This is a genomic window from Geojedonia litorea (assembly GCF_042654525.1).
Taxonomy (GTDB): domain Bacteria; phylum Bacteroidota; class Bacteroidia; order Flavobacteriales; family Flavobacteriaceae; genus Geojedonia; species Geojedonia litorea.
This window is the reverse complement of sequence record NZ_JBHSGP010000012.1, coordinates 42,912-58,591: the sequence shown is the minus strand read 5'-3', so window position 1 is coordinate 58,591 and position 15,680 is coordinate 42,912. Positions and strand designations below refer to the sequence as shown.

Annotated in this window: 15 protein-coding genes; 9 read left to right on the top strand and 6 right to left on the bottom strand. The window is 34.3% G+C overall.

What is annotated here, in order from left to right; genetic code table 11:
* Positions 1-9 precede the first annotated feature (9 nt).
* The 6 genes from ACFO5O_RS06370 to porX all read right to left on the bottom strand — a co-directional run bounded on the left by ACFO5O_RS06370 (position 10) and on the right by porX (position 5,715).
* Positions 10-1,101, bottom strand: a complete 1,092-nt coding sequence (locus ACFO5O_RS06370) for a DegT/DnrJ/EryC1/StrS family aminotransferase (RefSeq protein ID WP_387962029.1) — start codon at positions 1,099-1,101, stop codon at positions 10-12.
* Between the two features lie 64 nt (positions 1,102-1,165).
* On the bottom strand, positions 1,166-1,537 hold the full coding sequence (locus ACFO5O_RS06365; RefSeq protein WP_387962027.1) for a hypothetical protein: 372 nt from the start codon (positions 1,535-1,537) through the stop codon (positions 1,166-1,168).
* A 27-nt stretch (positions 1,538-1,564) separates the two neighbouring features.
* On the bottom strand, positions 1,565-2,764 hold the full coding sequence (locus tag ACFO5O_RS06360; RefSeq protein WP_387962025.1) for an alanine dehydrogenase: 1,200 nt from the start codon (positions 2,762-2,764) through the stop codon (positions 1,565-1,567).
* A gap of 59 nt (positions 2,765-2,823) precedes the next feature.
* The gene (locus tag ACFO5O_RS06355) at positions 2,824-3,369 is read right to left on the bottom strand and encodes a hypothetical protein (protein ID WP_387962023.1); all 546 of its coding nucleotides are present in this window, start codon (positions 3,367-3,369) and stop codon (positions 2,824-2,826) included.
* Positions 3,370-3,612: 243 nt separating this feature from the next.
* Complete coding sequence (tsaE, locus tag ACFO5O_RS06350) at positions 3,613-4,065, bottom strand: tRNA (adenosine(37)-N6)-threonylcarbamoyltransferase complex ATPase subunit type 1 TsaE (RefSeq protein ID WP_387962021.1); 453 nt, start codon at positions 4,063-4,065, stop codon at positions 3,613-3,615.
* Between the two features lie 96 nt (positions 4,066-4,161).
* Entirely contained in the window at positions 4,162-5,715 is a 1,554-nt protein-coding gene (porX, locus tag ACFO5O_RS06345) for a T9SS response regulator signal transducer PorX (protein ID WP_387962019.1), read from the bottom strand.
* A gap of 33 nt (positions 5,716-5,748) precedes the next feature.
* Between porX and ACFO5O_RS06340 the strand changes: the two genes are divergently transcribed.
* The 9 genes from ACFO5O_RS06340 (at position 5,749) to ACFO5O_RS06300 (ending at position 15,674) form a co-directional block, all read left to right on the top strand.
* The gene (locus tag ACFO5O_RS06340) at positions 5,749-6,978 is read left to right on the top strand and encodes an HD domain-containing protein (protein ID WP_387962016.1); all 1,230 of its coding nucleotides are present in this window, start codon (positions 5,749-5,751) and stop codon (positions 6,976-6,978) included.
* Positions 6,979-7,072: 94 nt separating this feature from the next.
* Positions 7,073-8,101 carry a UDP-3-O-(3-hydroxymyristoyl)glucosamine N-acyltransferase gene (gene lpxD, locus ACFO5O_RS06335; protein WP_387962014.1) on the top strand — a complete coding sequence of 343 codons (1,029 nt, stop codon included), beginning with the start codon at positions 7,073-7,075 and terminating at the stop codon, positions 8,099-8,101.
* Positions 8,088-9,494: a bifunctional UDP-3-O-[3-hydroxymyristoyl] N-acetylglucosamine deacetylase/3-hydroxyacyl-ACP dehydratase gene (locus ACFO5O_RS06330; protein WP_387962012.1), complete on the top strand. Its 1,407-nt coding sequence runs from the start codon at positions 8,088-8,090 to the stop codon at positions 9,492-9,494. Before lpxD ends, ACFO5O_RS06330 begins: the two co-directional genes overlap by 14 nt.
* A 9-nt stretch (positions 9,495-9,503) precedes the next feature.
* Positions 9,504-10,289 carry an acyl-ACP--UDP-N-acetylglucosamine O-acyltransferase gene (gene lpxA / locus ACFO5O_RS06325; protein WP_387962010.1) on the top strand — a complete coding sequence of 262 codons (786 nt, stop codon included), beginning with the start codon at positions 9,504-9,506 and terminating at the stop codon, positions 10,287-10,289.
* A gap of 4 nt (positions 10,290-10,293) precedes the next feature.
* The gene (gene efp / locus ACFO5O_RS06320) at positions 10,294-10,860 is read left to right on the top strand and encodes an elongation factor P (protein WP_387962008.1); all 567 of its coding nucleotides are present in this window, start codon (positions 10,294-10,296) and stop codon (positions 10,858-10,860) included.
* A gap of 6 nt (positions 10,861-10,866) precedes the next feature.
* On the top strand, positions 10,867-11,802 hold the full coding sequence (locus ACFO5O_RS06315; protein WP_387962006.1) for a UDP-3-O-(3-hydroxymyristoyl)glucosamine N-acyltransferase: 936 nt from the start codon (positions 10,867-10,869) through the stop codon (positions 11,800-11,802).
* 97 nt (positions 11,803-11,899) lie between these two features.
* The gene (sucD, locus tag ACFO5O_RS06310) at positions 11,900-12,772 is read left to right on the top strand and encodes a succinate--CoA ligase subunit alpha (RefSeq protein WP_387962004.1); all 873 of its coding nucleotides are present in this window, start codon (positions 11,900-11,902) and stop codon (positions 12,770-12,772) included.
* 107 nt (positions 12,773-12,879) lie between these two features.
* Entirely contained in the window at positions 12,880-13,626 is a 747-nt protein-coding gene (gene fabG / locus ACFO5O_RS06305) for a 3-oxoacyl-[acyl-carrier-protein] reductase (protein ID WP_387962002.1), read from the top strand.
* Positions 13,627-13,640: 14 nt separating this feature from the next.
* Positions 13,641-15,674 (top strand): VWA domain-containing protein, encoded by a 2,034-nt coding sequence (locus ACFO5O_RS06300; protein ID WP_387962000.1) that lies wholly within the window; start codon positions 13,641-13,643, stop codon positions 15,672-15,674.
* The last annotated feature ends 6 nt before the right edge of the window (positions 15,675-15,680 follow it).

Here is a 15,680-nt window from a genome sequence, read left to right as displayed (position 1 = left end):
CTGATTTCATTAACTGCTAAAATAGTTCTTTATGACCGAGATGACACGAAATTGTTCCTCTTGGGTTAAGTTTGATCCACTTGGAAGGCAAAGTCCTCTACTAAAAAGCTTATCGGAAACTCCATTAATATAACTTTTTAAGTTTTTAAAAACGGGTTGCTGATGCATAGGTTTCCATAATGGTTTCGATTCAATATTATGTTGTTCTAATAAAAGCCTTAACCCTTCTTTATCAGATACTTTTGGAAGTAAGACACATGTTAACCACCTATTTGAGTATGAGCTTTCAGCTTCATTTTGAAATTCAATTTCTTCAATAGAACCTAATTCCTCCTTATATATGTTATAAATGGCTCGACGAGCTTCTACACGCTTTTGAATAACTTGAAGTTGCCCACGACCAATTCCTGCCAACACGTTAGACATTCTATAATTATAACCAATTTGGTTATGTAGGTATTCAGTTGAATGTTCTCTAGCTTGATTAGCCAACAATACTGCTTTTTGCTTTAGTTGAATATCTTTTGTTATAAGAGCACCTCCTGCAGAAGTGGTTATGATTTTATTACCATTGAATGACAAGGTAGAAAGTGTTCCTAATGTGCCGCATTTTTTAGTTTTATAGCTGCTGCCTAGTGCTTCAGCACTATCTTCAATCACTGGAATTTTATAAGTTTCAGCAATCTTGTTTATTTCATCAACATTGTAGGGCATGCCATATAAATGAACGGCAATAATTGCTTTTGGGGCTTTGCCAAGTTTTATGCGATCTGAAATAGCAATTTCTAATTGTTTTGGGCAGATATTCCAGCTATCAGGTTCACTATCAACAAATATGGGTGTCGCTCCACAATATGTAACAGGGTTAACTGAAGCTATAAAGGTATTAGTTTGGCACAGAACTTCGTCCCCATTAGTAACCCCTAAAAGCAAGAGCGCCAAATGAATAGCTGAAGTCCCTGAATTTAATGTCGTTACAAAATAATTAGGGTTTAGATAGGTTGTCAATTCAAGTTCAAAACCATCAATATGTTCTCCATATGGAGCAATCCAATTCGATTCAAAAGCCTGATTAATAAACGCTCTTTCGTGTCCACTCATATGTGGAGGCGATAACCAGATTTTTTTGTTGTCATTGTTTTGCATTGAGGATTTGAAAAGCTTATTAATTGAGTTTTAATTCAGAAATTATGGCTATGGAATCACAATTTTTAACTTTTAGCGTAATAGCATTTTTATCTAAATAAGTATCAATACTATATAAACTGCAAGGTTTGCTTTTTGTATCACTTTCAGAGAAGTTGACATCTCCTGTTTTAATTAAATCTGATACAATTGAGGAATCAATTGAATGCAAAGCCATAAATGCTAAAGCTTCTTCAGAATAGTGTTTCTTTTTAATGGAGATGTTTTTGATGGTTCGGGCGTTGGGCCCATAATCGCAGGATGTCTTTTTTCCGCTTAAAAAAAAGGCCAGAATAATCAATCCTATGGAAAATCCTCCCAAATAATAGCCTACACGTTGAATTAATTTCATCGGTAAATAAAGTTTGATGTTTTGGTGTTAAAAAACAAGTAAATTAAGATCGGTATGTTTTAAGTCGAACCAATCTGCAACAGATTTGTTAGTTAAAACGCCGTGGTAAAAATACAACCCATTTTTTAAACCACGGTCAAAACGGATAGCATTTTCAATTCCACCGTCTTCTGCGATTTTTAATAAATAAGGGGTGAAAATATTACTTATAGAAACTGAAGCCGAACGTGAGTAACGTGCTGGAATATTTGGCACGCAATAATGTGTTACACCGTTGACTTCAAAAGTTGGATGATCATGATTGGTGATTTCACTAGTTTCAAAACATCCACCCATGTCAATGCTAACGTCAATAATAACAGCGCCATTCTTCATACACTTAACCATATCTTCAGTAACTATAATAGGCGCGCGATTAGATCCTCTTACCGCACCAATAGCAACATCACAGCGTTTTAAAGCCTTAATTAGGTTTTTTGGCTGTATGGTTGACGTGTATACGGTTCTCCCTAAATTAGTTTGAACACATCTAAGTTTTGTAATTGAACTATCAAATATTTTCACATTAGCTCCCAAGCCCAAAGCAGATCGCGCAGCGAATTCGCCAACAGTTCCGGCACCTATAATGACAACCTCGGTAGGTGGAACACCATTTATATTACCAAATAACAATCCATTGCCACCATTTACATTGGACAATAATTCTGACGCAATAAGAACTGATGCCGTTCCAGCAATTTCGCTTAATGATCTTACCGCGGGGTAGGCACCATCTTCATCCTTTATAAACTCAAATGCAAGTGCTGTAATGCGTTTTGAAGCCAAAGCTTCAAAATAGGATTTGCTTTGTGTTTTTATTTGTAACGCTGAAATTAATAAGGTTTGCGGGTTAATGAGTTTGATTTCTTCTATTGAAGGTGGCTCTACTTTAAGTATTATAGGGCAGGAGTAAACTTTTGCTGTATCTTTTGTAATTTCTGCACCAGCTTCACTGTAAGCCTTGTCTTTAAAGTTGGCTCCTTCTCCAGCTCCGGATTCAAGTAATACTCTATGACCGTTTGAAGATAAGGCCGATACGGCATCTGGGGTTAAGCACACTCGTTTTTCTTGAAAAAATGTTTCTTTGGGTATACCAATAAATAGTTCTCCTTTTTTTCTTAAAATTTCCAGAGTTTCTTCCTGTGGAAGTAATTGTGCCTTACTAAACGGCGATAACGACTTGCTCATTTAAGTTGTAAATATAAATTTCAAATTACAACTATTTTTTTAATTTTTATAAAACTCCATTAAAAGTAATCTCTTAACTTACCAAATAGTCCTTTAGAGCCAATTCTAAATTCGTCCTCCAATTCTTGCATGGTCTTATCTGCATCATTTATTTTATTAAACATTCTTGCTCTAATTAGATAGATTGAAGGAATAACAATTGCCATAACAGGCAAAAGGTATAAGAATTGATTGGTGTCAAAAAATTTCAAATCATCGTTAAGAACTCCAATTATTTGATAAACATATAATGCAATTGGAACTAACAAAGTGTGAAACCACCAATGGCGGCATGTAAAGAACCATATAAACAATAAAAATAGTGGTACAAGTTTATTAGTTAAGGTCCAGGCAAGGATAAAAGCGCTTTCATAATACCCGCTTTCATAGGTAAATAAAAAAGTGTCCCAAACTTTTGTGTCTGGAACACTTTCATATAAAGTAAAATAATAAGGAGTTAAAGCTATTAATGTAGCTATAATACTCCCTATAATCAAAGAACGATTACTGTTCTCCGCTAGGAACTTTAATCCTGGTTTTGTCCATTTGTGTTGTTGATTGTCCATTTAAATCTATAATGTTAGTTGCTTGAACTGTAAACAACATACCACCAAAGATTGCAATCGCAAGTACTAATTTTTTAGCTTTCATAATTTAAGGGATTTAATTAATTAATTACTACAAATTTAAAGGCAGGTCGCTTCAAACGCAGTTAACCAAATGTTAAAATTAATCGTATAATCCTCTTAATCATTACGGTTTTTCCGTACTATGCAGAGTTACTCTAATGGCAAGTTGCCAAAATTTAATTAAAAATTTTGCTGTTCCATAGCATTTTTTTGTGTTATTGTTAAGTTATTATTCAATTTGAGGGTTCTAAACTCGTTTTTTTCAAGATTTAGGGTCACTAAATCAAGGTTTTCGGGTAATAAATTGGGTATATTCTCAAACCATTCCATAAAAATCCAGTGATTGGACTGAAAATAGTCTTCGATACCTAAATTTAATGCTTCTTCTTCATTTTTAAGTCTATAAAAATCAAAGTGAAATATCTTGTCACCTTGCATGTGATATTCATTAACAATAGAAAAGGTAGGACTTGTTACGACATCTTCACTACCCAATGCTTTTGCTAAAGCTTTAATTAGTGTAGTTTTCCCTACACCCATTTCGGCTTTGAAAGCAATGACCTTTGTCTCAAAATGCGGTATAAGGTCTCTTGCAACACTATCGATTTCAGATATGGTAAACGCTCTTTTCACGGTTAACTTATTAAACTATGGCACAAGTATAAGCATAATTATTCAAAAAAACTAGAAAAAAATGCATTTCGTCGGATATTTATGCATTACATGGAGTTATTTTGGGTTCATCACTACGAAAGGAATTATCATTTCTTCAAGAGAAACGCCTCCATGTTGATACGTGTTTCTGTAATAACTCACATAGTGATTGTAGTTATTGGGATAGGCTAAAAAAACATCACTTTTGGCAAATATAAAAGAACTGCTCATGGTTAAGGTTGGTAAATGAAGAGCTTTAGGGTCCTTTGCTGCTAAAACATCCTTATCTTCATAGGTGAGGCTTCTTCCAGTTTTATATCTTAAATTTAAACTGGTATCTCTATCACCAATAACTTTAGATGGGTTTTTGACATTAATTGTACCGTGGTCTGTAGTTAATATTAGTTTAAAGCCTAGTTGTTGCGCCTGTTGTATCATTTCCAACAAAGGCGAATTTTTAAACCAACTTAATGTAAGTGAGCGATAGGCCTTATCATTTGAGGCTAATTCTTTTACAACCTCCATTTCCGTTTTGGAGTGCGAAAGCATATCCACAAAATTATAGACTATTACAGACAAGTCATTGTCTTTAAGCGTTTTGAAATTTTCGACTAATTTTTTGCCCGACCTTAAATTGGTGATTTTGTGATATTCGTGCTTTAAGTGAGATAAACCTAGACGGCGTAATTGCGCCTCTAAAAATTCGGCTTCATATAAATTCTTTCCTCCGTCATCAATATCATTTTTCCATAATTTTGGATGAAGTTTTTCCATTTCAAGAGGCATCAATCCAGAAAAAATAGCATTTCTCGCATATTGTGTTGCCGTAGGTAGTATGCTGTAGAATGGTATTTCGGACGATTTTTTGTAATAATTACTTACAATGGGTTCAAAAGCCTTCCATTGATCATATCTTAAATTATCAATGATAATTAATAGCGTTGGTTGCTTGTCACTCAATTGTGGCACAACCTTATCTTTAAATAGTGTGTGAGACATTGTTGGGGCATCAGCATTATGCTCAAACCAAGTTGGGTAAACTTTGTCGATAAATTTCCCAAATTGCAAGTTGGCTTCTGTTTTTTGAGACTCTAAAATTTCGGTCATACCTACATCTTCAATGTCTTCGAGCTGTAATTCCCAATAGATCAGTCTTTGATAGAGTTCTGCCCATTCTTCATAGCTATTTACCATAGCCATGTCCATAGCTATTTTTCTAAACTCCTGTTGGTAATTTGAAGTAGTTTTTTCAGAAATTAAACGCGAGTGATCTAAATTCTTTTTTAGACTTAATAATATTTGATTTGGATTGACTGGTTTTATAAGGTAATCAGCAATTTTGTTTCCAATGGCTTCTTCCATTATATATTCCTCCTCACTTTTGGTAATCATTACCACCGGAAGATTGGCGCGCCGCTCTTTAATTTCATTAAGTGTTTCTAGCCCAGTTAAACCTGGCATATTTTCATCTAGAAACACTATGTCAAAATTGGTGTCATCTATAATTTCAATTGCTTCAGTTCCACTTTGGCAGGTGGTTACTTTGTACTGTTTTTGTTCAAGGAAAAGGATATGTGGTTTAAGTAAATCAATTTCGTCATCAACCCAAAGAATATTTATATTGTTCATGTATATTTGTTTATAATTATTAAAATTTCAAGTTTGCGCACAAAAAATAAACTCAAAATATTTAACGACCCAATTTACGGATTTATTACCATTCCAAATACGTTAATTTTTGATTTAATTGAGCATAAATACTTTCAACGGTTACGCCGAATTACGCAAATGGGAATGTCCTATTTGGTTTATCCTGGTGCGCATCACACGCGTTTTCATCATGCCATTGGATGTATGCATTTAATGCAAAAAGCGGTCAATGTGCTTCGTTTTAAAGGAGTTACTATTTCTGAAGCTGAAGAAAGCGCTCTATTTGCGACTATTTTATTGCATGATATTGGTCATGGACCATTCTCTCATGCCATGGAGCACAGCATCGTAAATGGTGTGTCACACGAAGCCATTTCGTTACTTTTAATGGAGGAATTAAATAAAGAATTTAACGGAAGTTTAACGCTTGCCATTGAAATCTTCAAAGGAAACTACCATAGAAACTTCCTGTGCCAACTTATCTCGGGGCAATTGGATATGGACAGAGCCGACTACCTAAAACGCGATAGCTTTTATACGGGTGTCGCCGAAGGCAACGTAAATAGCGAACGATTAATTACCATGCTCAACGTTGTCAATGATAATTTGGTGATAGAGGAAAAGGGAATATATAGTGTCGAAAAATTTTTAGTAGCTAGACGATTTATGTATTGGCAAGTCTATTTACACAAAACAGGACTTGTTGCAGAACAACTATTAATTAGGGTCCTGCAACGTGCAAAAGAACTTATTAATAATGGTCTTCAACTCAATGCAAGTGAGCCGTTGCTTTATTTTTTGAATAATGAGATTACACTTAATGATTTTGATAAACACACCCTAGATACCTTTACAAAACTTGATGATTATGATGTGATATCGGCCATGAAAATTTGGCAATTCCACAATGATTTTGTGCTAAGTAATTTATGTGACATGATAATCAATAGAGATTTACTTAAAATCAAGATAAAAAGCAAAGCAATAAAACCTGAATTATTAGAAGTTCAGATTAGTAAGTTGATGGATCGCTATTGCATAACAAATGAGGAAGCGCAATATTTTGTATTTACTGGCGAAATAGCAAATCAAGCTTATCAACAAAACGCTCAAAAAATCAGTGTTTTATATAAGTCGGGCAAAGTTGGAGATATTGTAAAAGCTTCAGACCAACTCAATCTTAAAGCGCTTTCTAAATCGGTTACCAAATATTATATATGCTACCCTAAAGACAAAATGTGATACATTTTTTCTATTTTTGCGAAGAACTTTAACCCAATACTATATTCTAGATGTGAAGGACATCTAACCGTATAATGAAATATATCTATAATAGATGAAATTCACAGCAACACAAATAGCCGGAATATTAGAGGGGGATATCGTAGGAAACCCAGATGTTGAAGTTTCCAAACTTTCTAAAATAGAAGAAGGCACTGAAGGTTCATTAACGTTCCTAGCTAATCCGAAGTATAAACCTTATATCTATAGTACAAGAGCTTCAATTACCATAGTTAATAAAACTTTTGAAGCAGAACAGGTGCTCACCACAACCTTGATTAAGGTTGAAGATGCTTATAAGTCGTTTTCGAAATTATTAGAATATTACAATCAAGTTAAATTAAATAAGTCAGGGATTGAGCAGCCTTCATTTATTGCAGAATCGTCTAATTACGGCGAAAACGTTTACATTGGAGCATTCACTTATATTGGAGAGCATGTAAAAATAGGTGATAACGTTAAGATTTTCCCTAACACCTATATTGGTGATAATGTAACTATTGACGAGAATACAATAGTATTTTCAGGTGCTAAAATTTATTCCGATTGTATTATTGGTAATAATTGTGTTATAAATTCTGGAGCTATAATTGGTGCTGATGGTTTTGGATTTGCACCCAGTGAAAATGGAGAATATAGTAAAGTCCCTCAAACAGGAAATGTAATTATTGAAGATTTTGTTGATATTGGCGCTGCTACAACAATAGATAGAGCTACATTAGGATCAACTATTATCCGGAAAGGGGTAAAATTGGATAATCAAATCCAAATTGCCCATAATGTAGAAATTGGTAAAAACACAGTTATTGCTGCTCAAACAGGAATTGCAGGATCTACTAAAATTGGCGAAAATTGTCAGATTGGCGGACAGGTTGGAATTGTTGGGCATATAACTATTGGAAATAATGTGAAAATTCAAGCGCAATCTGGCATAGGAAGAAACATTAAAGACAATGAAACACTTCAAGGTTCTCCGGCATTTGGATACGGAGATTTCAATAAATCTTATGTGTATTTTAAAAATCTTCCAAAACTGGCAAAAGATATAACTGAAATAGAGAAAAAAATAAATGGCAATAATTAAAACAGACGTTAAACAAAAAACTATAAAAGGTGAAGTTTCTTTAACAGGTGTAGGATTACATACTGGAAAAGAAGTGACCTTGACCTTTCTGCCTGCTGCAGTAAATAGCGGATTTGCTTTTCAACGTGTTGATTTAGAAGGCGCTCCGTTGATAGAGGCTGATGTGAATTATGTAACCAATACGCAACGTGGTACCTGCCTTGAGAAAAATGGAGTAACTATTCAAACTTCAGAACATGTTTTAGCTGCTTTAGTTGGGATGGATATTGATAATGCGATTATACAGCTTAATGCTTCCGAACCACCAATTATGGATGGATCATCTAAATTCTTTGTCCAAGCGCTTGAGAAAGTAGGGGTAGAAGAACAAGATGATTTTCGAGAAGAATATGTAGTTTCAGATGTCATTTCATATAGCGATGAAGAATCAGGTAGTGAAATCATAGTAATGCCAGCTAAAGAGTACCAAGTAACAACTATGGTTGATTTTGGAACCAAAGTTCTTGGCACTCAAAATGCCACCTTAAATCACATTGGTGATTTTAAAAATGACATAGCTGATTCTCGTACCTTTAGTTTTTTACATGAATTAGAAACCTTATTGGAACATGGTTTAATCAAAGGTGGTGACTTAAACAATGCTATAGTTTATGTAGACAAAGAGTTGTCTCCTAAAACCATGGAAAAACTAAAAGTTGCCTTTAAAAAGGACAATATTGCAGTTAAATCAAATGGTATTTTAGACAACCTTACCCTGCATCATCCTAATGAGGCGGCAAGGCATAAGTTGCTAGATGTTCTTGGTGATCTTGCTTTAGTTGGAACTCGAATTAAAGGTAAAATTATAGCAAATAAGCCAGGTCACTTTGTCAACACACAATTCGCAAAAAAGCTATCAAAAATCATTAAGAATGAACGCAGAAATAATGTTCCTAATATAGATATTAATCAAGAGCCATTGATGGATGTTAATAAAATCATGGAGATGTTACCACATCGACAGCCATTTTTATTAATAGACAAAATCTTTGAGCTTACAGATTCAGGTGTGATTGGATTGAAAAATGTCACAATGAATGAACCATTTTTTGCAGGACATTTCCCAGGTGCACCAGTAATGCCTGGAGTGTTAATAGTTGAAGCTATGGCTCAAACAGGCGGAATTTTGGTTTTGAGTACAGTGCCAGATCCTGAAAATTATCTCACTTTTTTCATGAAAATTGACAATGTTAAGTTTAAACAAAAAGTGGTTCCAGGAGACACCTTAATATTTAAGTGCGACCTTATAACGCCTATTCGTAGAGGTATTTGCCATATGCAAGGCTATGCCTATGCTAATGGTAAACTTTGTGCAGAAGCTGAATTAATGGCTCAAATTTCTAAAGTAAAATAATAAATAAGTATGAATCAACCTTTAGCATACGTGCATCCAGGTGCGAAAATTGCAAAAAATGTAGTAATTGAACCGTTTACTACCATTTATAATAACGTAACCATTGGAGAAGGTACGTGGATAGGGAGTAATGTTACTATCATGGAAGGTGCCCGTATAGGTAAAAATTGTAATATTTTTCCGGGTTCTGTCATTTCAGCTGTGCCTCAAGATCTAAAGTATAATGATGAGGATACAACTGTTGAAATAGGCGATAATGTAACCATAAGAGAATGCGTCACTATTAATAGAGGAACCACAGACAGGATGAAAACTGTCATTGGTAATAATTGTTTAATTATGGCCTATTGCCACATCGCACATGATTGTGTGGTAGGTAATAATTGTATTTTTTCTAACAATAGTACGTTGGCAGGTCACATTACTGTAGGAGACTATGTGGTATTGGCTGGTATGACTGCAGTCCATCAGTTTTGCTCTATTGGAAACCACGCTTTTGTTACTGGAGGTTCTTTGGTAAGAAAAGATGTACCGCCATTTGTTAAAGCCGCTCGTGAACCCTTATCCTATGTAGGTATAAATTCAGTTGGATTAAGACGTAGAGGGTTTTCTTCAGATAAAATAAGAGAAATACAAGATATTTATAGAATTCTTTATCAAAAAAATTATAATAACTCACAGGCTTCAGATCTTATAGAAGCCGAAATGGAAGCAACTCCAGAACGTGATGAAATTTTACAATTCATAAGAAATTCGCATCGAGGAATAATGAAAGGATATTTTAAATCAAATTAAATTTATGGCAACCACATCAGATATTAGAAACGGATTATGCATTAGGTATAATAATGATATTTATAAAATTATTGAATTCTTACATGTTAAACCTGGTAAAGGACCTGCATTTGTACGAACTAAAATGAAAAGTGTTACCAACGGAAAAGTGTTAGATAACACATTTTCGGCTGGGCATAAATTGGAAGATGTACGTGTAGAAACACATAAATTCCAATTTTTATATCACGACGGCGAGTTTTATCATTTTATGAATACCGAAGATTATACTCAAATTAGATTGCTCGAGGCGGCTTTAGATCGTCCTGATTTAATGAAGGAAGGAGAAGTTGTAACTGTTTTAATCAATACTGAGGATAATTTGCCTTTGTCTATAGAAATGCCAGCAAGTGTTGTGTTGGAAGTTACTGCAACAGAACCTGGAGTTAAAGGAAACACCGCAACCAACGCAACAAAACCAGCGACTGTTGAAACAGGGGCAGAAGTTAATGTGCCCTTGTTTATTAACGAGGGAGATAAGATTAGGGTGGAAACTGAAAAGGGAACTTACAAAGAACGTATTAAAGAATAGCTATAAGTGAAATTCCCTAATCCATACACTTTAAAGCAGATATCCAAAATAATAAAATGTCAATATGTTGGAGATGATGAATTTCCAGTTCTAGGATTGAATGAAATTCATGTTGTTGAACCTGGGGATATAGTGTTTGTCGATCATCCCAAATATTATGATAAAGCTTTACAATCTGCCGCAACCATTATATTAATCAATAAGGAAGTAGATTGTCCAGAAGGAAAAGCGTTGCTCTTGAGTGACGACCCGTTTAGAGATTTCAATAAATTAACACGCCATTTTAAACCTTTTAAATCTTCAAATGCAGCTATTTCAGACACAGCTACAATTGGGAAAGGGACTATAATTCAACCCAATTGTTTTGTCGGCAATAATGTAGAAATTGGAAATAATTGTGTGATTCATTCTAATGTGAGTATTTATGACGACACTATAATTGGAAACAATGTAACCATACATGCAGGAACTATATTAGGTGCTAGTGCTTTTTATTATAAAAGGAGACCTGAAGGATTTGACCCTTTAATTTCAGGAGGAAGGGTAGTTATAAAAGATAATGTTGATATTGGTGCGCTATGCACTATAGATCGAGGTGTTACAGGTGATACGACCATTGGTGAAGGTTCAAAATTAGATAACCAAATTCAAATTGGGCATGATACAATTATTGGTAAGAAATGCCTAATAGCTTCACAAGTTGGTATTGCAGGCTGCTGCATTATAGAAAATGAAGTCACCATTTGGGGGCAGGTGGGTACTACTAGTGGAATTACTATTGGTGAAAAGGCAGTTATTATGGGGCAAACTGGAGTAACCAAATCAATTGAAGGCGGAAAGACATATTTTGGTACTCCAATTGAAGAATCTAGGGTTAAGTTAAAAGAATTAGCATTAATAAAACAAATACCAAAAATTTTAGAAACATTAAATAAAAAGTAAAAACAGGAATTTTTACAATAAATTTGATTAACACTATACAAATACTTCTTAAAACTTTACTTTTGTAAAGATTTTTAAAATAAAAACTAAAAAATAAATGAGCGTTTTAGTAAACAAGAATTCAAAAATAATCGTACAAGGTTTTACAGGTAGTGAAGGGACATTTCACGCTGGTCAAATGATTGAATATGGAACTAATGTAGTCGGTGGTGTGACTCCAGGAAAAGGAGGGCAAACCCATTTAGATAAACCAGTTTTTGATACTGTTAAAGAAGCAGTAGATCAAGTGGGAGCAGATACTACCATTATATTTGTGCCACCAGCATTTGCTGCTGATGCAATTATGGAAGCTGCTGATGCGGGAATAAAAGTAATTATTACTATAACTGAAGGTATTCCTGTCGCTGATATGATTACGGCTTCAAATTATATTAAAAATAAAAATTGTAGGCTCATTGGTCCTAACTGTCCTGGAGTAATCACTCCTGAAGAGGCCAAAGTAGGTATCATGCCTGGTTTTGTTTTCAAAAAAGGAAAAGTTGGTATTGTGTCAAAGTCAGGCACACTAACATATGAAGCTGCTGATCAGGTTGTTAAACAAGGATTAGGGATTACTACTGCAATTGGAATTGGTGGCGATCCAATTATTGGAACCACTACAAAAGAAGCTGTTGAATTATTGATTAACGATCCAGAAACTGAAGCTGTAGTTATGATTGGTGAAATTGGTGGGCAATTAGAAGCCGATGCTGCTCAATGGTATAAAGAAAGTGGAAGCAAAAAACCGGTTGTCGGTTTTATAGCTGGAGAAACAGCTCCTGCCGGTCGTACAATGGGGCATGCTGGTGCAATTGTTGGAGGTAGTGATGATACTGCTCAAGCTAAAAAGAAAATAATGAGAAGCTGTGGGATTCATGTTGTGGATTCACCAGCCGAGATTGGTAAAAAAGTTGCCGAAGTTTTAAGCTAAACAAACAAATAATACTGTTAAAAACCTTACAAAATCTTGTGAGGTTTTTTTATTTCTTGCAACTTGTATTTGTTATCTTTGAAAATCAACTAAAAGTATAAGTCATAATGAAATTATTAGAAGGAAAAACCGCCATTATCACTGGAGCGAGTAGAGGAATTGGTAAAGGGATAGCTCTCGTTTTTGCTGAACAAGGGGCAAATGTTGCATTCACATACAGTTCTTCTGTTGATGCTGCCAACGAATTAGAAAACGAATTAAAAACTCACGGGGTAAAGGCTAGAGGCTATAAAAGTAACGCGGCTGATTTTGCTGAGGCTCAAATTCTAGCGGATCAGGTGGTAGAAGAATTTGGAAGCATCGATATTTTGGTCAACAATGCTGGTATTACAAAAGATAATCTATTAATGCGTATCTCTGAAGAAGATTTTGATCAGGTGATTGCGGTTAACCTTAAATCGGTTTTTAACATGACCAAAGCGGTTCAACGCACAATGTTAAAACAGCGCAAGGGGTCAATTATTAATATGAGTTCTGTGGTTGGAGTTAAAGGAAATGCGGGACAATCCAATTACGCAGCTTCAAAAGCAGGAATCATTGGTTTTTCAAAATCTGTTGCTTTAGAATTAGGCTCTCGTAATATTAGAAGCAATGTTATTGCACCAGGATTTATCGAAACCGAAATGACTGCGAAACTGGATGAGAATACCGTAAAAGGTTGGAGAGATGCCATTCCATTAAAGCGTGGTGGAACGCCAGAGGACATTGCCAATGCTTGTGTGTTTTTAGGAAGTGATATGAGTGCTTATATCACTGGGCAAACACTTCATGTAAATGGTGGTATGCTGACTTAAGCACAAATCCTATAATGCAGACAGAAACAATTTTATACATCATTATTGCTGGAATAATAGCGCTATCACTGGCGCTATTTCAGTATTTATATAAATCTAAACAAAAAGGAAGCCTCTATAAGGTGTTGGCTTTTTTAAGATTTTTGACTTTGTTCCTTATTTTACTACTTCTTATTAACCCTAAATTTGAATCTGTTTCATTTTATAACGAAAAGCCCAACCTTGTAATAGCAGTTGACAACACACAATCAATTAGCTATTTAAATCAAGCTGAAAATACTTCAAAAATTATTGAGTATTTAGCAGTCAATGATTCCTTAAAAGAACGTTTTAATGTTGAAATTTACGCTTTCGGAAAAAATTTAAGAACGCTAGATTCTTTGAATTTTTCAGAAAAGCAATCCAACCTGTCTAATGTTTTTAAACAACTTTCAGAGATTTATAATACTTCAATTTCACCAACAGTTATAATTACTGATGGTAATCAAACCTATGGAGCTGATTATCAATTAACGTCTTCAAGTTACAAACAGCCCATTTATCCTGTTATATTAGGTGATACAATAACCTATTCCGACCTTAAGATTGAACAACTTAATGTAAACCGATACGCCTATTTAAAAAATAGATTTCCAGTTGAAGTTATTGCTGTTTATAGTGGAAATGAAGCTGTAAATACAGAACTAAAAATTTCACAAGGCACAACGGTTGTACATTCTGAACGTTTGAGATTTGACAATTCAAATACATCTAGAGTAGTTACTATTACTTTGCCTGCCAATTCGGTTGGAGTTAATAGTTTTCGAGCAGAATTAACAGCATTAGAAAATGAGCGAAATACCGCAAACAACATTAAAAATTTCGCCGTAGAAGTTATTGACCAAAAAACCCATGTAGCTATTATTTCAGATGTGTTGCACCCTGATTTAGGAGCTCTTAAAAAGTCAATCGAAAGTAACGAACAACGAAGTGTTTCATTGTTGACACCAGCGGAATTTATGAATAATTCTACAGCGTTTCAGATGGCTATTCTTTACCAACCCAATAGTAGTTTTAGATTGGTTTTTGAAGAACTTGATCGTCTAAATATGAATCGATTTCTAGTGGTTGGAACCATAACAGATTGGCAATTTCTGAATTCAATTCAAAGTTATTATCAGCAGGAAGAAACAGGTCAAACAGAAGAATTTCAACCTGAATTAAATTTAAATTTTTCTGGATTTATTATAGATGATCTGGATTTTAGCGAGTTTCCGCCTTTACAAACCGAGTTTGGGAAAACACAAATAAATGTTCCTGTTCAAATAATTTTAAATAAAACAATTAATGGTATTCAAATTAACGAACCTCTTTTGGCTATAATTGAAACTAATACTAAAAAAGAAGCATTTCTTAATGGTGAAGGTATTTGGCGTTGGCGTTCACAACATTTTTTAAATACTAAGTCTTTTGATGCCTTTGACAATGTCATTGGAAAGTTGGTTCAATATTTAAGTTCTAACCAAACGAGAAGTCGATTAAGCCTCAATTACGAATCTTTTTATAATGGAAATGATGACGTTACCTTAAAGGCTCAATATTTTAATAAAAACTTTGAGTTTGACAGTAATGCTAGTTTGACCATTAGAATCACAAATGATGAAACAAAAAGTTCAAGAGAATTTCCTTTTGTATTGAAAAATAATAATTATCAAGTGGATTTAAGTAGCTTGGAACCTGGAGATTATGAGTTTACAGTCTCGGTAACAAACGAGAATATGAGCAGGTCTGGAAAGCTTAAAATTTTGGACTATAATGTAGAACAACAATTTTTAAATGCCGACGTCACAAAACTAAATGCCTTGGCAACTCAAACTAATGGCAACGCCTACTTTATAAATCATACATCGCAATTGGTTAAAAATTTAGTGTTAGATAATCGATATGTTACGGTTCAAAAAAGCACTAAAAATATTGTACCTTTGATCGATTGGAAATATCTACTCATATTAATCGCCATGAGCTTAACTTGTGAATGGTTTATCAGAAAATATAACGGACTAATTTAAATTTAA